This is a genomic window from Mycobacterium helveticum (assembly GCF_007714205.1).
Lineage (GTDB): Bacteria > Actinomycetota > Actinomycetes > Mycobacteriales > Mycobacteriaceae > Mycobacterium > Mycobacterium helveticum.
In genome coordinates, this window is the sequence record NZ_VMQU01000066.1 from 1 (window position 1) to 18476 (window position 18476).

Below are 18476 nucleotides of genomic sequence, written 5' to 3' on the forward strand. Positions count from 1 at the left end.
CCCCCCCACCCCCCCCCCCCCCCCCCCCACCCCCCCCCCCCCCCCCCCCCCCGCGCGGCGCCCCCCCCCCCCCCCCCCCCCCCCCCCCACGACGTGGACCTGCTGCGCCAGGCGTGGCTGACCGCCACCCGCGCGCGCAACGCCTTGGTGCTGGTCCGCGGCAAGCCCACCGACCAGCTGCCGGGGCCCGGACGCCAGCTCAACGCGGTCGCCGTCGCCGCGGGATGGCCGACCGACGACGGCGGCGAATTCCTGGACAACTATCTTCGGGTGACGCGGCGGGCGAAGGCGGTCGTGCGCAAGGTGTTCGGGAGTTGAGTCAGGAGGCCGGCGCGTTGGACGCCATATTCGAGGTTCTCAGCGCGACGGAAGCCGACCGGGTCACGGCGCTCTACGCGCCACTGGCCGACGCCGTGCGGGAACTCGTCGACGCCACCATCCGGACCGAGGCCGACGAGGACGTCGTCGTCGGCGCGCGATCCGCGATCGAGGCGGTGACCGCGTCGCTGCGGCAACGGACCCGGCCCGCCGGGGTCAGCTACCGGGTCGACGGCCGGGCACTGCCGCTGGGCAACGCCGCGGTCGGCGTGTGCAACCCGGTCGCCCCGCCGGTCGTCGTCCACCACGAGGGCGGCGGGCGCTGCTGGAGCGAGTTCGTCCTCGGGTCGGCCTACGAGGGCCCGCCCAACCTGGTGCACGGCGGGGTGAGCGCCCTGGTGCTCGACCATATGCTCGGCGAGGCGGCCAGCGAGGGGTTGTCCAAGCCGCGCTTCACCGGGACCATCACCGTGAAGTACCTGCGGGGCACCCCGCTGGGTCCGCTGCGCTGCGAGGCCTGGATCGAGGGCAGGGAGCGCGTCAAAGTGTTTGCGCGCGGTACTATTTCGGATGCCGCGGGTGTCACCGTGGAGGCCGAAGGCGTGTTCATCGAGCCGGCGTGGGCGCGGGACGCGCAATGAGGTTCTACGTCAGCAGCGCCTTCCTGAACACCCGCGAGATCGTCGAGATCGCCAGGGTCGCCGACGAACTCGGCTACGACGGGATGGGGATCCCCGACCACGTCGTCAACCTGGAAACCCTGGACACCCCGTACCCCTACACCAAGGACGGGCAGCGGCGCTGGCAGCCGTTCACCGACTGGCCCGATCCCTGGGTGCTCGTCGGCGCCCTGGCCCAGGTCACCACCCGGCTGCGCTTCGTGACGACCGTCTACATCCCGGCGATGCGCAACCCCTACTCGGCGGCCAAAGCCATTGGCACGGCGGCGGTTCTGGCGTCGGGTCGGGTGGAACTGGGCATCGGTGTCGGCTGGTGCCGGGAGGAATTCGCCCTGATGGGCGAGCGGTTCGAGGCCCGCGGCAAGCGCACCGACGAGATGATCGCGTTGATGCGGGCGCTGTGGCAGCCGGGCTGGACGGAATTCGACGGCGAGTTCTATGCGACGCCGCGGCTGGAGATGCAGCCGACGCCGCCACCGATCCCGGTCTACGCCGGCGGGCTCAGCGACGCCGCCCTGCGCCGCGCCGCGCGCAACGACGGCTGGATCGGCGATTTGATCAACACCGACCGCGCCGTCGAGGCGGTCGGGCGGCTGCGCGAACTGCGTGCCGAAAACGGTTTGTCGATGGATGATTTCACGATCCTCACCCCGCTCACCGACGCGTTCGCCCCCGCCGATTACCAGCGCGCCGAAGACGCCGGCATCACCGGCATCATCACCATGCCGTGGATGTTCTACGCGGGCCCCGACGCCTCGCTGGCAGACAAGATCGACGGCATGCGGCGCTTCCGCAAGGACCTGGGGCTCGACGGGTAGGTGCGTCGCCCCGCCGGCGCGACACATAACCGGTTGCGACGACACGCCGGCGCGGTTCGCAGTGGTTGATGTCTCGCGGAGGGCTCCTTGAATTCAGGCGGTCGAGCGTACTTTCACACGCGCTCGGCGGTCATGTTCATCTCGATCGTGCCCTGACACGGGCCGCTGGAGATCTCGGTGTGCATGGTGCCGGAAAGCGAGCCGTCGGGTTGGGGCGTGTAGCGCACCGTGGCGTGGGCCGGACTCCATTGAATCGTGGTGTCGGGCAGCATGCAGTCCCACTGGAAATCGCTGACCTGTGTCCAGGACGAGCCGTCCCAGGTGAACTGCACCGGTTGCGGAACCGTCGGGTTGCTCGGCGGCGGGCCGCCGACGATCGTGGCGGTGCACTTGGCGCCCGTGCAGCTCGAGCGGAACGTATAGACCTCGGTGTGCTGCTCCTCGGGATCGCCGGCCGCCAGGCTGGTCCCGGACTTCGGGCCGACCATGAATGTGATCGCGTACCTGCCGTTCCACGACGGGGGATCCGCCCCGGCGGACGGGGAGAGCGGCAGGGCGATCGCGAGCGACGCGGCGCAAATACCCGCGAGACTGCTCGCACCTGGTGGGATCATCGGTTCTCCTCCGGGTCCATGGCCCGTTCACATTCTGGTATGCGCGATTTTGTTATGCGCGCCGGCGCCGGTACAAGATCCTGGCGCAAAGGCCCGGAGATGGTGACATACCGGCGCACGAACGACGCTCGACAAGGACGGGCCGGGCGGGCTCACCCGGCGACTGGGCTCGACACCTGACCGATGGCCAGTGTGGTCATTCGAATCCTTGGGCGGGCCGTGGGCGCCGCCGCTTGTCTTCGTACATGGCGGCGTCGGCGCGTCTGAGCAGATCGCGCGGTTCTGCTGGCTCTGCCGCCAGTGCCACGCCGACCGCCGCGCCGATGGTCAGCTGCAGGTCTGGGCCGATGGCTATCGGCTCGAGCAGTGACTGGCGGATCCGGTCGGCCACCTGTGCGGCGCCCTCGTCATCTGCCCCCGGCAGCAGCACGACGAACTCGTCGCCGCCGAGCCGCACCGTGGGCGGGTTTTCACCATCCGGCCGCCACACGACATCACCCCGGGCGCGGATCACCTCGGCAATGCGGCGCGCGGCCTCGCGCAGCACGCAGTCGCCGGCGTCGTGCCCGTACGCGTCGTTGACTTCCTTGAAGCGGTCGAGATCGATGAAGATGGCGGCCACCGGTTCGCTCGGCGTTGCTCGCGCCAGCATGGCGGCCATCACGCTGCTCAGATGGCGGCGATTTGGTAGCCCCGTCAGCGGGTCGTGCAGGCTGAGGTGGGCCAGTTTCGCCTGGGCCCGGCCCAGCTGGGCCGATTCGACGTCGTGGACGAGCAGTTGTGCCGCCTGCAGGTCGGCGTCTGTCCAGCTCGCACCGGAGCCGCTGACCCGCTCCACCCAGGTATCGAACGACTTTCTCGGATGGATCGATCCCGTGTAGTGGGTGTGCGGATCCCCCAGCCAGCGGAGCTGCTGCGGACGGTCTCGCCGGAACCAGACCACGAAGTCCTCCGGCCCGCCGAGCGCGACGAACAAGCAGCCGGCCGCGCCGAGAACCTCTGCTGTCGATGGCTCCAGGCGGTCGGTGGCCCAGGGCGCGCCCGCAGAATGTGCGGCGCGGATTTCGCCCACGAGCCTGCGCACGGCCTCCTCGGACGGTGCTGCGCCAACCGCCCGATATTGCCCGTCCGCACAGGCGGCTGCCCCGTCGGCCCGGCAGAGCGCCAGCAGCTCGGCGGGGGCCGACGTGAGCCCGTCGGCGACAGCGGGCGCGCTGTGCATCGCTGCCCGTAGCCGGGTCCGGATGGATTGGCGGTCGGCCGCCTCGTTGAGTCTGGAAATCTGCTCGGCCGCAGCGAGTTGGAGCCTTGCCTGCCGGACCAGGAGTTCGCACGACCTGCGCCTCGCGCGCGAGAGCCAGCGCGGGCTTGCAGATGTGCATGTGACAAGCCTGGTCAGCCGGGAACCGTCGGCCATCGAGAACGAAACGCTCGCCGCGGTCCTCATATTGCGCATGTACTCGAGGTGAAACGGCGAAACGCTGCGCAGCGCGGCGCCGCTCAGGTCAAGACTCGCGCCGGCCATGCGCGGCGACGCGATCACGGCGACGTCGCCTTCGTCGGCGTCGGGGATGAAACGCGAGGCCTGGCGGGTGTAAATCCGGCGGGCCTGAAGCGGAATATCGCTCGCCGGAAAGTGATGCCCGAGGTACTCGACCAGTCCCGGGAGACGATCCTCGGCGACGACCTCCCCGTGCTCGTCGTCATGGAACAGGTAGACCATCGCGCGGTCCAGTCCGGTCAGCGCGCGCACCGCGCTCGCAACGGCCGCCTCGATTTCGGACACGCTCGTCGCCTCGCCGACCGTCTGTGAGGCATGCAGAACCGGGACGAGATTGGCCTGCTCGTCCTCGTGTGCCCTCTCGATCTCGATGACGACCTGCCCGCCGACGCGATGAAGCATCACGTCGGTCTTGCCGTCGAATGCAGCTGCCGGGCGCATTCCATAGAGATCGGGCGACGACGGCCGGTAGCCCGTCTCCGCGATCGCCTGCTCGAGCCGCTGCTGTTCCCGGGGGGCGAAGATGTCGAGCACCGGCGAATCGAACAGCTGATCCGGCCGCGCCCCGATCAACTCGGCGGTGTTGGCGCTGGCATACGTGATGCGGCCGTCCCGCAGGTCGGCGGCGACCAGCGCTCCGTGGGCTTGAATGCGGCCGGACAGGTGCAGTTGCTCACTCGCGCAGTCGAGTGGGACATCCGGGCTCGGATGCGCGTGGGCGGTCACCGGGTCGTCACCGGCGAGGCATCCGGTGCGCGCATGATGTCGCTGATCAACGCGAAAGCGGCCAGCGCGCCCTCGACGACACGGGCGGGGTCGGCTCCGGATTCGCCGAAGACATCCACAGCGGTCGTGAAGCGACGCCAGAGCCGGCCGAGTTCGAGACCGTCGGAGGCGAAAAAGGATCGCGGAAAGTCGCCGCACCCGGACGCGGCGAGGTTCGCAGCGATCACACGGCCGCCGAGCACCGATCCGGCCGCGACGTAGGCCGCGCCGATCCTCTCCTCGCGCCCGCCGCGCAGCCGATGCGCCAAGACGGGCCCGCCCGGAAAAACGCGTTCCTCAGCAGCCGCGGTCGGCACCTGCTGAGACATCAGCCTGATGTCTGCGCGCAACGCCGGCAGCCGGCTCAGCAGGGTCACGTCCGGGTCCAGCTCTTTGGCGACCGTCGCCCGGCTGAATTCCGCCACCACGGTATGGAAGGTCAGCAAGCCCGTGAGCACGCCCAGATACTCCGACGCATCCGGGCGGCCGGATTCGAACGGCATGGTCGCCTCGGCGGTGCGGTGCGCCTGGGCCGTGCGGTCCCGCAGGGTCTGCGAAAGGCCCGGTCGGCCGGACCGCGGCCAACCGGCGCCGGGCCCGCGCTCACGTGCACGATCCACCCCCGCAGGATAGAGCATCGTGTCCTGCCGGCGGGGCACGACGAGTCGGATGCGGGCGCACTCGACTATCTGGAAATCTGAGTGAGCCCGGCACCGGTCCGACGATCCGCTTACCCGTCCTTACACGTCGTAGTGCTTACACGTCGTAGTGCTTACACCTCGTAGTACTTACACGTCGTAGTACAGGGCGAACTCGTAGGGATGCGGCCGCACCTGGACCGGCAGGATCTCGTTCTCGCGCTTGAAGCTGATCCACGTCTCGATCAGGTCGGGCGTGAAAACGCCGCCCTCGGTGAGGTATTCGTGGTCTTCTTCCAGACGGTCGATCACCGCGGACAGCTGGGTGGGCGCCTGCGGGATGTTGGCGGCCTCTTCGGGCGGCAACTCGTAGAGGTCCTTGTCGACCGGCGCCTGCGGCTCGATCTTGTTCTTGATGCCGTCCAGGCCGGCCATCAGCATGGCCGAGAACGCCAGGTACGGGTTGCCCGACGAGTCGGGGCAGCGGAACTCCAGGCGCTTGGCCTTCGGGTTGGTGCCCGTGATCGGGATGCGGACACACGCCGAGCGGTTGCGCTGGCTGTAGACCAGGTTGATCGGCGCCTCGAACCCGGGAACCAGCCGCTTGTAGGAGTTCACCGTGGGGTTGGTGAACGCCAGCAGCGACGGGGCGTGGTGCAGCAGGCCGCCGATGTAGTGGCGCGCGGTGTCCGACAGACCGGCGTAGCCCGTCTCGTCGTACATGAGCGGATTGCCGTCCTTCCACAGCGACTGGTGGGTGTGCATCCCGGAGCCGTTGTCACCGAACAGCGGCTTGGGCATGAAGGTAACGGTCTTGCCGGCCTGCCACGCGGTTTGCTTGACGATGTACTTGTACAGCTGCATGTCGTCGGCGGCGTGCAGCAGCGTGTTGAACTTGTAGTTGATCTCGGCCTGACCGCCGGTGCCCACCTCGTGGTGGCCCTTCTCCAGGGTGAAGCCAGCCGTGATGAGGTTCTGCAGCATCTTGCTGCGCAGGTCGACGTAGTGGTCGGTGGGCGCGACCGGAAAGTACCCACCCTTGGGGCGGACCTTGTAGCCGCGGTTGGGGCTGCCGTCGAGTTCGTTGGGCGAGCCGGTGTTCCACCACCCCGAGATCGCGTCGATCTCGTAGAACGAGCCGTTGATGCGCGAGTCGAAGCTGATCGAGTCGAAGATGTAGAACTCGGCCTCGGCGCCGAAGTAGGCGGTGTCGGCCACACCGGTGCTGATCAAATAGTTCTCGGCCTTGCGGGCAACGTTGCGCGGGTCGCGCGAATACGCCTCGAGGGTGAACGGATCGTGCACGAAGAAGTTGAGGTTCAGCGTCTTGGCTTCAGTGAACAGGTCGACTTGCGCCGTCGCGGGGTCGGGCAGGAGCAGCATGTCCGATTCGTGAATCGACTGGAATCCGCGAATCGAGGAGCCGTCGAAGGCCAGCCCGTCCTCGAAAACGCTCTCGTCGAAGAACGACACCGGAATCGTGAAGTGCTGCATGATGCCTGGCAGGTCACAGAACCGGACGTCGACGAACTCGACGTTCTCGTCCTTGACGAGTTTGAAGATGTCGTCGGGCGTCGTCGTTTCTGTCACAGAATGCTCCTTTACTTGGTGAAATCCGCGGCCTGACGCTATGGACCGGATGTTGCCCGCCGGTCAACCCCGTGTTGCGCGCACGTTAAGTGACCATGCCGCTTGCCAAAGCGGCCGGGTCGGCGGTAGGCGCCGAGGGCTCTATTGTGGGGCCATGCACACCGTACCCTCGCGTCCGCGTGCAGGGGAGCCGAGCCGCGGCCGGCTCCGATGACGCCCGGATCGCGATCCACCTACCCGGGCGAGGCGCTCGGCCTGCCCGACAGCGGGCCGGGTTCGCTGGCGCCGATGGGACGCCGCCTCGCCGCGCTGCTGATCGACTGGCTGATCGCTTACGGCCTGGCGGCGCTGGCACTGACTTTCGGCCTGCTGTCCCAGCGCAGTCTGGCGACCGCGGTGCTGGTCATCTGGTTCGTGCTCGGGGTGGTGGCGGTGCGGCTGTTCGGTTCCACCCCCGGCCAGCTGACGCTGGGCCTGGGCGTGGCAGCGGTGGACGGACGACTGCCGGTGGGTGTCGTGCGGCTGGCCGTGCGGGGGCTGCTCGTCGCGATGGTCATCCCCGCGCTGTTCACCGACTTCGACGGCCGCGGCCTCCACGACCGAGTGACGGGCACGGCGGTGGTGCGGCGCTGAGTCTGATGGCGGCGACCCGCTGCGCCCGGCTGCGCCGCGCTTGCGATCGCCGCTGGATCCGACGGCGGCGACCCGCTGCGCCCGGCTGCGCCGCTTACCGGCGGCGCACCGTGCGCTGCACACCGCGCATCTTGCCGGAGTTGGGCAGTGGGCCCTTGGGCATGACCCCGGCGCCGGCCCGCGATCCGAGCGCGGCCATCCGCGACTCCAGGGTGTCCATCTGCTTGACGGTGATGTTGGCCGGCAGCCGGGTCAGGTGGCGCTCCAGCTTGGCCAGGGGCACTTCGCCCTCCCCGTTGCCGACGACGATGTCGTAGATCGGCACGTCGCCGACCAGCCTCGCGTGCCGCTTCTTCTCCTGGGCCAGCAGCGGTTTGACCCTGGCCGCAGATCCCTCGCCGACCAGGATGACGCCGGGCCGGCCGAGCACCCGGTGCACCGCGTCGAAGTGGCCCGTCGCGGCGACGCCGGGGGTCACCCGCCACTTGCCGCGCAGGTTGTCCAGCACCCACGCCGCGGCACCCGCCTGGCCCTCGGCTTTGCTGTACACCGATCTCTGCGCCCGGCGGCTGAAGATGATGAACGTGGCCAACCCGCCGAGCAGCACACCCAGCGGGATCAGGGTGAGCATGGTGAGCCCACCGGCCCAGAGGCCGACGGCCACCGCGGCGCCCACGATCAGCGCGAAGGCGCCGATCATGTACGGCAGCAGCCGCTTGTCCTCCTGGCGCTGAATGTTGAACGCCTGCCATAGCTGGGCGCGGCGCTCCTTGGCGGCGGCCTTGCGGGCGGCCTGCGCCTGGGCCCTGGCGGCCTTGTTCTCGGCGGCACTGCGGGATTTAGCCATAATCACCAAGGATATGCGGTGCCGGTCAGGGTGCCGAGGCGCGGCCGCGGGCGGCCTGCTCATAGAGGCGTCCCGCCCGGTAGGACGAGCGCACCAGCGGCCCGGCCAGCACCCCGGAGAAGCCCAATTCCTCGGCGTGACGGGCGAATTCGGTGAACTCCTCGGGCCGCACCCAGCGGTCGACGGGGTGGTGGCGCGCCGACGGCCGCAGGTACTGGGTGATCGTGACGATGTCGCAGCCGGCGTCCTGCAGGTCGGCCAGGGCGGTGCGCACCTCGTCGGGGGTCTCGCCCAGGCCGAGGATGAGGTTGCTCTTGGTGACCAGGCCGGCCTCGCGCGCCGCGGTCAGCACGTCCAGGCTGCGCCGGTAGGTGAACGCCGGCCGGACCCGCTTGAAGACCCGGGGCACCGTTTCGACGTTGTGGGCCAGCACCTCCGGGTGGGACTCGAAGACCTCCGCCAGTCGCGCGGGGTCGCCGTTGAAGTCGGGGATCAACAGCTCGACCCCGGTCGACGGGTTGAGATCCTTGATGGCACGCACCGTGGCGGCGTACAGCCAGGCCCCGCCGTCGGGCAGGTCGTCGCGGGCGACGCCGGTGACGGTGGCGTAGCGCAGGCCCATCGTCCGCACGCTGTCGGCGACCCGGCGGGGCTCGTCGCGGTCCAGTTCGGCCGGTCGGCCGGTGTCGATCTGGCAGAAGTCGCAGCGCCGCGTGCACTGGTCACCGCCGATCAGGAAGGTGGCTTCCCGGTCCTCCCAGCATTCGAAGATGTTGGGGCAGCCGGCCTCCTCGCAGACCGTGTGCAGACCCTCCCGCCGAACCAGGGCCTTGAGCTGGGTGTACTCGGGTCCCATCCGGGCGCGGACCCTGATCCACGGCGGCTTGCGCTCGATCGGGGTCTCGGCATTGCGTACCTCGAGCCGCAGCAGTTTGCGGCCTTCGGGTGCGACAGTCACATCACCGATGCTACGCGGGCGACCGGATGGTCCCGCACCGGCAGGACACCGTCCAGGGCGTCGCACACGGCGACGGCCACCGCCGCGCTCACGTCGTCGACGCCCACCGTACGTCCCAGTTCGGCCGACAACGACGTCACCCCGGCGTCGCTGATGCCGCACGGCACGATCGCGCCGAACGCGCCCAGGTCGCAGTCACAGTTGAGCGCGAACCCGTGCAGCGTTGTCGCGCGGGACACCCGCACGCCGACGGCGGCGATCTTGCGCGCGGGACGTGCGGCGTCGCCGGGCACCCACACGCCCGAGCGGCCCTGGACGCGGACGGTTTCCAGGCCGACGTCTGAGCACACCTTGATCAGGGATTCCTCGAGCCGCCGAACGTAATTGACGACGTCGAGCGGTTCGGCCAGCCCGACGATCGGGTAGCCGACCAGCTGGCCCGGGCCATGCCAGGTGATCTTGCCGCCGCGGTCGGTGTCTATGACCTCGGCGACGCCCGCGCCGCTCACCGGCCGCTCGTGCGGCTCGGTGCGCCGCCCCGCGGTGTACACCGGTGGGTGCTCCAGCAGCAGCAGTGCGTCGCGGCCGCCGGCGACCCGGGCGTCGGCCAGGTCGCGCTGCAGCTGCCAGGCGGTGCGGTAGTCCACCGTGCCCAGCCGGCGGACGTCGATGGGGGTCGGCTCGGCCCTGATGGATGACCTGAGGGGTGCGGTCACGGTGGCGACGGTACACCCCCGGTGCCGCCGCGAATCTAGTCGCGTTCCCGCCGGGCGGTGGCGTAGTCGAGCGCCTCGCCGATCGTGTTGTGGTGGAACTGGAAACCGGCCTGCTCGAGCGCGCCGGGGATGGCGCGTTGACCGATGAGCAGCGCCTCGTCGGCGAACTCGCCGAGCGCGGCGCGCACCGCCACACCGGGCAGCACCAGCGGGGTGGGACGGTTGACCGCACGGCCGAACGCGGTGGTGAACTCGGCGTTGGTCACCGGCGCCGGCCCGGTCATGTTCACCGGGCCGGACAGCGCGCGCTGCGAGATCGCGAACAGCAGGGCGCGGACCTCGTCCTCGAGGCTGATCCACGACATGTACTGACGGCCGCTGCCCAGGCGGGCGCCCAGGCCGAACGAGAACAGCGGCCGCATCCTGCGCAGCGCCTGGCTCGCCGCACCCAGCACCACCCCGGTGCGGGCCAGCACGACACGGACCCCGCCGTACTGGGCCGGCAGCGTGGCGGCCTCCCAGTCCTGGCACAGCTGGGCCAGGAATCCGCTTCCCGCCCGGGCGTTCTCGTCGACCACCCGGTCCCGGGTGTCCCCGTAATACCCCACCGCGCTGGCATTGACCAGCGTTTCGACGCCGGCGTCGGCGGCGGCCTTGGCCAGCACCTCGGTCGGAGTGATGCGGCTGTCCCGCAGGCTTTGCTTGAACGCCCCCGACCAGCGCCGTCGGTCGATGCTCACCCCGCACAGGTTGACCAGGGCGTCGACCTCGCTCAGCGCGTCGGGATCGAACTCGCCGCTGTTCGGATTCCAGTGCAGCTCTTCGGAATTCGCCGGTGCGCGGCGCACGATGCGCAACACCCGGTGGTCGGCGGCGCGCAGCGCGGCGGCCAGCGCGGAGCCGATCAGGCCGGACGAACCCGCGATCGCGACAACGCCCTTGTCGCCAGCCCGTGCCACGCTCTCACAGCCCCAGGTCGGCCTCGAACGCTCCCTCTTCGAGCCGGTTCTTGATCGTGGTGAGGAAACGTCCGGCGTCGGCCCCGTCGATGAGCCGGTGGTCGTAGGTCAGCGGCAGATAGCAGACCGAGCGGACTCCGATCGACTCGTTGCCGAATTCGTCGACGATCACCCGGGGCCGCTTGACGATGGCCCCGGTGCCCAGCATCGCGGCCTGGGGCGGAACCAGGATCGGGGTGTCGAACAACGCGCCCTGGCTGCCGATGTTGGTGATCGTGAAGGTGCCGCCGGACAACTCGTCGGGTTTGAGATCGCCCGAACGGGCGCGCGCGGCGATGTCGGCGATCGCGCGGGCCAGTCCGGCCAGGGACAGGTCGCCGGCGTTGTGGATCACGGGGGAGAGCAGGCCCTGCTCGGTGTCGACGGCGAAGCCCAGGTGCTCGGCGTCGTAGTAGGTGATCTCCTTGGTGTCCTCGTTGTAGCTGGCGTTGATGTTGGGGTGAGTCTTCAGCGCGTCGATCACCGCGCGGGCGATGAACGGCAGGTAGGTCAGGTTCACCCCTTCGCGCTCGGCGAACGCCGCCTTGGCCCGCGACCGCAGCCCGACGATCCTGGTCATGTCGACCTCGTGGGTCTGGGTGAGCTGGGCCGTGGCCTGCAGGGATTCCCGGGTCTTGGCGGCGGTGAGCTGCCGGATGCGGCCGGCCTTCTGCGTGGTGCCGCGCAGGTGCGCCAGCGCGGGCGCCGGGGTGGGTGCGGCCCGTCCGAAGTCCACGGCCGCTTTTTGCGCGCCGGCGGGAGGGGCGGCCGGGGGCGCTTCCGTGGCCGGCTCGGCGGGCTGCTGCTTGCGCTCCGCGGCGGCCAGCACGTCCTGCTTGCGGATCCGGCCGCCCACGCCGGTCCCGGTGACCGCGGTCAGGTCGATGTCGTTCTCGTGGGCCAGCTTCCGCACCAACGGGGTGACGTACGGCGTCGCCTCGCCCTGCGACTCCGCGGCGGGCCGGGCCGGTGCCGGTTCGGCTTTGGGCGCCGGTTCCGGTTCCGGCTTGGGCTCGGGCTTCGGCTGCGCCTTGGGCTCCGGCTTCGGCTCGGCTTGGGGCTGGGGCGTGGGTTCGGGTGTGGGCTCGGGCCGCGCCGGCGTGCTGGGTGCGGTCGTGGCGCCGGTCCCCGAGCCGATCCGGGCCAACTCGCCGCCGACCGGAACCGTGGCGTCCTCCTGGGCGGTGATGCTGACCAGGACCCCGGCGACCGGTGACGGGATCTCGGTGTCGACCTTGTCGGTGGACACCTCCACCAGCGGCTCGTCGACCTCCACCGAATCGCCGACCTTCTTCAGCCAGCGGGTGACCATGCCTTCGGCAACCGACTCGCCGAGCTCGGGCATCAGCACCGGGGTGGCGTCGCCGGACGCCTGCGCGGGTTGCGCGGCCTGCGGTTGCGCAGGTGCCGCGGGTTCGGGTTCGGGTTGCACCTCGGGCTCCGGCCGGCTGGGCGCCCGCGCGCCCGCCCCGGCGTCGTCGGAGGCGTCGCCGATGACGGCCAGCTCGGCGCCCACCTCGACGGTGTCGTCTTCGTGGGCGACGATCTTCGTGAGCACCCCGGCCGCCGGGGAAGGGATTTCAGTGTCGACCTTGTCGGTGGACACCTCGACGAGGGGCTCGTCGACTTCGACCGTGTCGCCTTCCTGTTTGAGCCAGCGCGTGACCGTCCCCTCGGTGACGCTCTCACCGAGTGCCGGCATCTGGACGGAGAAGGCCATCTCTTCTGACTCCTCGAATCGCTCGTGGGTCGGCGCAGGTCGACGTCCGACTCACCGCGCGGTGGTGTACCGCCGGGGAAACCAGGTCGTCGGGACTGTCCAGTCGCTATCTTGTCATCGCCCCGGGACCGGCACACACCCAGGGCGGCCGCGCGTCGATGCCGGGGCGACCGTCGACCCGCTTGCTACGGTGTGGCCACTGCTGGTCGCGGTGCCAGGCAGGGGCAGTCAGAGCTCATCGGGGTGGCGGAGGTCAGATGGCGTCAACACAGCAGGTAGTCCGGCATTTCGTCGACAGCGGGGACGGGGTGCGCATCGCGGCCTACGACGGGGGCAACCGCGAGGGCCCGACCGTCGTCCTGGTGCACGGCTTTCCCGACTCGCACGTGTTGTGGGACGGTGTCGTGCCGCTGCTGGCCGAGCGGTTCCGCGTCATCCGGTACGACAACCGGGGGGTGGGCGCCTCGTCGGCGCCCAAGGCGGCCTCCGAGTACACCATGGAGCGCTTCGCCGACGACTTCGCCGCGGTCACCGGCGCGCTGTGCCCCGGACGGCCCGTGCACGTCCTGGCCCACGACTGGGGCTCGGTGGGCGTGTGGGAGTACCTGAGCCGCCCGGGTGCGGGCGACCGGGTCGCCTCGTTCACGTCGGTGTCGGGCCCCAGCCAGGATCAGCTCGCCGCGTATATCTTCGGGGGCCTGCGGCGGCCGTGGCGCCCGCGGGCTTTCGCGCGCGCGCTCAGCCAGGCGCTGCGGCTGACCTATATGGCGTTCTTCTCCGTACCGCTGCTGGCGCCGCTGGTGCTGCGGCTGGCGCTGACGAGCAGGGCGGTCCGGCGCCACCTGGTCGACGGCATCCCCGACGACAAGATCCATCACTCCGCGAAGCTGGCCGCCGACGCCGCCCGCTCGGTGAAGACCTACCGCGCCAACTATTTCCGGTCGTTCACCCGCAAGCGGCCGATCCCGGTGGTCGACGTGCCGGTGCAGCTCATCGTCAACACCAAAGACCGCTACGTGCGGCCCTACGGCTACGACGACGCCGTGCGCTGGGTGCCGCGGCTGTGGCGCCGTGACATCCGGGCCGGCCACTTCTCCCCGATGTCGCACCCGCAGGTGATGGCGGCGGCGGTGCACGACTTCGCCGACCTGGCCGAAGGTCGGCAGCCCGGACGGGCCCTGCTGCGCGCGCAGGTCGGCCGCCCCCGCGGCGACTTCGGCGACACCCTGGTCGCGGTCAGCGGAGCCGGCAGCGGGATCGGCAGGGAGACCGCGTTCGCCTTCGCCGCCCGCGGCGCCGAGCTCGTCATCAGCGACATCGACGAGGCGTCCGTCAAGGACACCGCGGCGGAGATCGCCGCGCGCGGCGGCGTCGCGCACAGCTATGTGCTCGACGTGTCCGACGGCGACGCGGTCGAGGCGTTCGCCGAGCGGGTCACCGCCGAACACGGCGTCCCCGACATCGTCGTCAACAACGCCGGCATCGGGCACGCGGGCGGCTTCCTGGACACCCCCGCCGAGGAGTTCGACCGCGTGATGGACGTCAACTTCGGCGGCGTGGTCAACGGCTGCCGGTCCTTCGCGCGGCGGTTGGTCGAACGCGGCACCGGCGGGCACATCGTCAACGTGGCGTCGATGGCCTCCTACTCCCCGTTGCAGTCGCTGAGCGCCTACTGCAGCTCCAAGGCGGCGGCCTTCATGTTCTCCGACTGCCTGCGGGCCGAACTCGACGCCGCCGGCGTCGGGTTGACCACGATCTGCCCCGGGGTCATCAACACCAACATCATCAAGACCACCCGCATCGACGCGCCCACGGGCAAGGGGGAGCAGGTCGACGGTCGGCGCGGACAACTGGGGATGCTGTTCGCGCTCCGGCACTACGGACCCGAGAACGTCGCCAACGCGATCCTGTCGTCGACCAGGAAGAACAAGCCGATCCGCCCGGTCGCGCCAGAAGCCTATGCGTTCTACGCGATCTCCCGGTTCGCGCCGCAGGCGCTGCGCAGCACCGCACGGCTGCGGGTGATCTGAGGACGTCCTAGACGGACGGGGCCGCGCCCTCGGACCGCCGCATCAGCAGCGCGCCGGCGACGGCCAGGACACCGACCACGGTCAGCGGTATCGTCCACGCGCGCCGGCCGCCCACCGACGACTGGCACTGGGCGACGTAGTCGGGCGAATGCTGCGCGAACTGACCGACCACCGGGAGGTTCGCCCCCGTCTGGTTGTTGGTGGCCTGGGTCGCGTTGCGGGCGCTCTGCGTGTTTGCTGCCAGAGCGTTTCCGCACCCGATGGAGTTGCCGTTCGTGTCGGAGATGGTGACCGGCACCAGCAAACCGATCACGCCGGCCAGCAGCAGCACGGCGCCTGCTCCGATGATCAACCGTCGCACCGTCACGATCTCGCCTCTCGTCGTCAGCGGATGAAATCGCTACGTGGTTAGCCGTTGTAGGCCGCCGGTAAACCCGGAGTTGGCCCCCGGAAGTCGCCGGATGGGCGGCGTGACTCCCGCCGGCGCGGGTCCCGTCGGCGAGAACCGGGCAGCGAAAGGATGTGCCGTGATCATCCGGGCAGCACGGGCTGCGCTGGTCGCGCACGCCGACGGTGGTGGTACACGCCCGCGGCGGGGGTGACGACGACCCGCCGATCATCGTCCGCGACCCCGCCCGCACCGCGACCGAACTGGCGCGCCGCGACTACGCCGACGGCGAAAACTGTTGGCGCGCGGTTGAATTCTGGCAACCGATCAAGTCGCCGCCGCTGGGCGCGATGTTGGCATTTCCCCCGGGTGCGCCCGATGGTGCGGCCGCCGCGCACACTTGGCACCGCCGAGGCGGTGCGACTGGCCAATCTGTTGGCCCGGCCCGCCGCGGCGCACGATGAGCCGCGCGGTGATCTCGCTGCTGACGCGGTGACCGGCGCAGCTAGCCCTTGTCGCAGATGTCCTCGAGCACCGCGCACAGCGTGCGGGTCGGCACGCCCGTGGCGCCCTTGGGGCTGTACCCCCACGGGCTGCCGGTGTTGTAGGCCGGACCGGCCACGTCGATGTGCGCCCACGCCACCCCGTCGGCGACGAACTCGCGCAGGAACACCCCGGCCACCAGCATGCCGGCGAACCGCTGGCCGCTGACGTTGGCCAGGTCGGCCACCGTGGACTTCAGCTCCTCCTTGAGCTCGTCGGGCAGCGGCATCGGCCAGCCGTTCTCCCCGACCCGCTGCGAGATACCCGCGACGCGGTCACGGAACTCGTCGCTGCCCATCACCCCGGGGATACGCGAGCCCAGCGCCACCGTCTGCGCGCCGGTCAGCGTGGACGTCTCGATCAGGTAGTCGGGCTTGTCCTCGCAGGCCCGCACGATCGCGTCGGCCAGGATGAGCCGGCCCTCCGCGTCGGTGTTGAGCACCTCTACGGTCGTCCCGCCGTACTGCGTCAGCACGTCGCCCGGGCGCTGCGCGGTGGCCGACGGCATGTTCTCGGCCATCGGCACGGTCGCGATCACGTCGATGGGCAGTTGCAGCTGCGCGGCCAGGGCCACGGTCGCCACGACGGCGGCGGCCCCGCCCATGTCCGAGGTCATGTAGTGCATCGACGCCGCCGGCTTGATCGAGATGCCGCCGGTGTCGAAGGTGACGCCCTTGCCGACCAACGCCACCCGCTTGGCCTGCTGTGGTTTCTTGGCCAGCCGCGACCCCCGGTGGACCAGCCGCACCAGCCGCGGCGGGCGCGACGAGCCCTGGCCGACACCGATGATCCCACCGTAACCGGCCTTGTACAGGGCCTTTTCGTCGAGCACCTCCACGTCCAGGCCGACGGCTTCCCCCAAAGCCTTTGCCCGCTTGGCGAATTCGGCAGGGTATAGGTGGCTCGGCGGGGTGTTGACGAGGTCGCGTGCCGTGGCGACGGCGGTCGCCACGGCCGCGCCGTGCGCACTCTGCTTCTTGGCGTCCTTCGAACCGGACAGCACGGTGATCTTGCGCAGCCCTTTGTCTTTCGGCGCCGTCTTGGCGCTGCGAAACTCGGTGAACCGGTAGCCGCCCAGGATCAGCCCCTCGACCGCGGCCGAGCAGACGCCGTCGCCGGGCAGCTCTGCCAGGGTGGTGAGCACGGTCTCGGCTCTGCCCAGGGAGCGTGCCGCCACACCCGCGGCGCGGCGTACGCTGTCGGCCGGCCACTCCAATCGCGGTTTGCCCAGTCCGACCGTCAGCACGCTGGCCACCGGCAGCGAACCCACCACCAGCCGGTGCACCTGTTCGGCGCCGCCGGTGGCGTCCAGGGCCCGCAGCCCGGCTTCGATCTCGGCGACCGCCTCGGCGGGCAGGAACGGCTCGGCCGCCGCCACGACCGCCCCCGGCTTGTCCTCCTCGCCGGTCGAGACGACCGGCACGAGCAGCACGGTGGAACCCGCGCCGCGTTTCGGCAGCGAGGTGGCGACGTTGACGGCGGGGCACTGGTAGCCCGGTTCGGTGGTCACGGGCAATCACCCTAGTCACCTGAGGTGGGGCTCAGCCCGGCAGCCTGACGGCGCCGATTAGGGTGTGATGGCGTGAGCGACGGGTCAGAGCTGCTGCACGGACCACTGGAAGACCGCCATCGGGAGCTGGGCGCCAGCCTCGGCGAATTCGGCGGCTGGCTGATGCCGGTGTCCTACGCCGGCACCGTCAGCGAACACAACGCCACCCGCAACGCCGTCGGCCTGTTCGACGTCAGCCACCTCGGCAAGGCGCTGGTCCGCGGTCCGGGCGCCGCGGAGTTCGTCAACGCCGCGCTCACCAACGACCTGGGCCGCATCGGGCCGGGGAAAGCGCAATACACGTTGTGCTGCAGCGAATCCGGGGGGGTCATCGACGACCTGATCGCTTACTACGTCGCCGACGACGAGATATTCCTGGTACCCAACGCCGCCAACACCGCCGCCGTCGTGGCGGCGCTGCGGGCGGCGGCTGAGGCCGGTTCGGGGGCCGGCCTGACGATCACCGGCCAGCACCGCGCCTACGCGGTGCTGGCCGTGCAGGGGCCCGCGTCGGCGGGCGTGCTGGGCGAGTTGGGCCTGCCCGCCGACATGGAGTACATGGCCTACGCCGATGCCTTTTTCGCGGGGGTGCCGGTGCGGGTCTGCCGCAGCGGCTACACCGGCGAGCACGGCTACGAGTTGCTGCCGCCCTGGGATTCGGCGGGGGTGGTGTTCGACGCGCTGCTCGCGGCGGTCACGGCCGCCGGTGGCCAGCCCGCCGGCCTGGGCGCACGCGACACCCTGCGCACCGAGATGGGCTATCCGCTGCACGGGCACGAACTTTCGCTCGACATCTCGCCGCTGCAGGCGCGGTGCGGCTGGGCGGTCGGCTGGCAGAAGTCCGCCTTCTTCGGCCGCGACGCGCTGCTGACCGAGAAGGCGGCCGGGCCGCGGCGGCTGCTGCGGGGGCTGCGCATGGTCGGCCGCGGGGTGTTGCGTCCGGGGCTCACGGTGCTGGCCGGGGACGCCCCCGTCGGGATCACCACCTCGGGCACGTTCTCGCCCACCCTGCAGGCCGGCATCGGGCTGGCGCTGATCGACACCGGCGCCGGGATCGAGGACGGTCGGCGCGTCACCGTCGACCTCCGTGGCCGCCCCGCCGAATGCGAGGTCGTGCGAACGCCTTTCGTCGCGGCGAAAACCCATTAACCGCGGTCGCGTTCACGGCGG

General features: G+C 70.4%; 16 protein-coding genes and 1 pseudogene. 6 read left to right on the forward strand and 11 right to left on the reverse strand.

The features are described 5' to 3' along the window. Window positions 1-81: 81 nt before the first annotated feature. The 3 genes and pseudogenes from FPZ47_RS15855 to FPZ47_RS15865 form a co-directional block, all read left to right on the forward strand. Window positions 82-318: pseudogene (locus FPZ47_RS15855) on the forward strand ([protein-PII] uridylyltransferase family protein); the annotation flags it as partial. Next, a complete protein-coding gene (locus FPZ47_RS15860; RefSeq protein WP_144952614.1) occupies window positions 315-959 on the forward strand; it encodes a PaaI family thioesterase in 645 nt (214 codons plus the stop codon). The pseudogene FPZ47_RS15855 and the gene FPZ47_RS15860, both read left to right, overlap by 4 nt. Continuing rightward, window positions 956-1816 (forward strand): TIGR03619 family F420-dependent LLM class oxidoreductase, encoded by an 861-nt coding sequence (locus tag FPZ47_RS15865; RefSeq protein ID WP_144952616.1) that lies wholly within the window; start codon window positions 956-958, stop codon window positions 1814-1816. Before FPZ47_RS15860 ends, FPZ47_RS15865 begins: the two co-directional genes overlap by 4 nt. 113 nt (window positions 1817-1929) lie before the next feature. Here the strand turns inward: FPZ47_RS15865 and FPZ47_RS15870 are convergent, their stop codons facing one another. From FPZ47_RS15870 to glnA, 4 genes are all read right to left on the reverse strand, one after another. Further along, the gene (locus FPZ47_RS15870) at window positions 1930-2430 is read right to left on the reverse strand and encodes an Rv2253 family sensor-like surface protein (RefSeq protein ID WP_144952618.1); all 501 of its coding nucleotides are present in this window, start codon (window positions 2428-2430) and stop codon (window positions 1930-1932) included. Window positions 2431-2626: 196 nt separating this feature from the next. After that, window positions 2627-4657 (reverse strand): sensor domain-containing diguanylate cyclase, encoded by a 2031-nt coding sequence (locus FPZ47_RS15875; protein WP_168209470.1) that lies wholly within the window; start codon window positions 4655-4657, stop codon window positions 2627-2629. Then, window positions 4654-5316 (reverse strand): biliverdin-producing heme oxygenase, encoded by a 663-nt coding sequence (locus tag FPZ47_RS15880; protein ID WP_168209471.1) that lies wholly within the window; start codon window positions 5314-5316, stop codon window positions 4654-4656. Before FPZ47_RS15880 ends, FPZ47_RS15875 begins: the two co-directional genes overlap by 4 nt. Before the next feature lie 168 nt (window positions 5317-5484). Further along, window positions 5485-6924 carry a type I glutamate--ammonia ligase gene (gene glnA, locus FPZ47_RS15885; protein WP_144952624.1) on the reverse strand — a complete coding sequence of 480 codons (1440 nt, stop codon included), beginning with the start codon at window positions 6922-6924 and terminating at the stop codon, window positions 5485-5487. A gap of 210 nt (window positions 6925-7134) precedes the next feature. Between glnA and FPZ47_RS15890 the strand changes: the two genes are divergently transcribed. Further along, window positions 7135-7557 carry an RDD family protein gene (locus tag FPZ47_RS15890; RefSeq protein WP_144952626.1) on the forward strand — a complete coding sequence of 141 codons (423 nt, stop codon included), beginning with the start codon at window positions 7135-7137 and terminating at the stop codon, window positions 7555-7557. Window positions 7558-7651: 94 nt separating this feature from the next. On the opposite strand, the gene FPZ47_RS15895 is transcribed toward FPZ47_RS15890, so the two are convergent. The 5 genes from FPZ47_RS15895 to sucB are packed head-to-tail and all read right to left on the reverse strand — an operon-like array spanning window position 7652 to window position 12796. Then, window positions 7652-8404: a DUF4191 domain-containing protein gene (locus tag FPZ47_RS15895; RefSeq protein ID WP_144952628.1), complete on the reverse strand. Its 753-nt coding sequence runs from the start codon at window positions 8402-8404 to the stop codon at window positions 7652-7654. A gap of 25 nt (window positions 8405-8429) precedes the next feature. After that, entirely contained in the window at window positions 8430-9362 is a 933-nt protein-coding gene (gene lipA / locus FPZ47_RS15900) for a lipoyl synthase (RefSeq protein ID WP_144952630.1), read from the reverse strand. Continuing rightward, window positions 9359-10078, reverse strand: a complete 720-nt coding sequence (lipB, locus tag FPZ47_RS15905) for a lipoyl(octanoyl) transferase LipB (RefSeq protein WP_144952633.1) — start codon at window positions 10076-10078, stop codon at window positions 9359-9361. The genes lipA and lipB overlap by 4 nt, the downstream gene beginning before the upstream one ends. A 35-nt stretch (window positions 10079-10113) precedes the next feature. Next, window positions 10114-11037: a TIGR01777 family oxidoreductase gene (locus tag FPZ47_RS15910; RefSeq protein WP_144952634.1), complete on the reverse strand. Its 924-nt coding sequence runs from the start codon at window positions 11035-11037 to the stop codon at window positions 10114-10116. A gap of 4 nt (window positions 11038-11041) precedes the next feature. Continuing rightward, window positions 11042-12796 carry a 2-oxoglutarate dehydrogenase, E2 component, dihydrolipoamide succinyltransferase gene (sucB, locus tag FPZ47_RS15915; protein WP_144952636.1) on the reverse strand — a complete coding sequence of 585 codons (1755 nt, stop codon included), beginning with the start codon at window positions 12794-12796 and terminating at the stop codon, window positions 11042-11044. Between the two features lie 257 nt (window positions 12797-13053). Here sucB and FPZ47_RS15920 point away from each other — a divergent pair, with 257 nt between their 5' ends. Further along, the gene (locus tag FPZ47_RS15920) at window positions 13054-14826 is read left to right on the forward strand and encodes an SDR family oxidoreductase (RefSeq protein ID WP_144952638.1); all 1773 of its coding nucleotides are present in this window, start codon (window positions 13054-13056) and stop codon (window positions 14824-14826) included. A 7-nt stretch (window positions 14827-14833) separates the two neighbouring features. On the opposite strand, the gene FPZ47_RS15925 is transcribed toward FPZ47_RS15920, so the two are convergent. Together FPZ47_RS15925 and FPZ47_RS15930 are read right to left on the reverse strand one after the other, a co-directional pair. Next, complete coding sequence (locus tag FPZ47_RS15925; RefSeq protein ID WP_144952640.1) at window positions 14834-15193, reverse strand: RNA-binding protein; 360 nt, start codon at window positions 15191-15193, stop codon at window positions 14834-14836. 526 nt (window positions 15194-15719) lie between these two features. After that, a complete protein-coding gene (locus FPZ47_RS15930; RefSeq protein WP_144952642.1) occupies window positions 15720-17267 on the reverse strand; it encodes a leucyl aminopeptidase in 1548 nt (515 codons plus the stop codon). Between the two features lie 72 nt (window positions 17268-17339). Here FPZ47_RS15930 and gcvT point away from each other — a divergent pair, with 72 nt between their 5' ends. Beyond that, complete coding sequence (gcvT, locus tag FPZ47_RS15935; protein WP_144952644.1) at window positions 17340-18455, forward strand: glycine cleavage system aminomethyltransferase GcvT; 1116 nt, start codon at window positions 17340-17342, stop codon at window positions 18453-18455. Window positions 18456-18476: the final 21 nt, after the last annotated feature.

What these genes read in the sequence shown, in the direction of transcription:
- FPZ47_RS15920 (WP_144952638.1), top strand. Translation starts at nt 13,054, where the DNA reads ATGGCGTCAACACAGCAGGTAGTCCGGCATTTCGTCGACAGCGGGGAC.
- sucB (WP_144952636.1), bottom strand. Translation starts at nt 12,796, where the DNA reads ATGGCCTTCTCCGTCCAGATGCCGGCACTCGGTGAGAGCGTCACCGAG.
- FPZ47_RS15870 (WP_144952618.1), bottom strand. Translation starts at nt 2,430, where the DNA reads ATGATCCCACCAGGTGCGAGCAGTCTCGCGGGTATTTGCGCCGCGTCG.
- FPZ47_RS15890 (WP_144952626.1), top strand. Translation starts at nt 7,135, where the DNA reads ATGACGCCCGGATCGCGATCCACCTACCCGGGCGAGGCGCTCGGCCTG.
- FPZ47_RS15865 (WP_144952616.1), top strand. Translation starts at nt 956, where the DNA reads ATGAGGTTCTACGTCAGCAGCGCCTTCCTGAACACCCGCGAGATCGTC.
- FPZ47_RS15895 (WP_144952628.1), bottom strand. Translation starts at nt 8,404, where the DNA reads ATGGCTAAATCCCGCAGTGCCGCCGAGAACAAGGCCGCCAGGGCCCAG.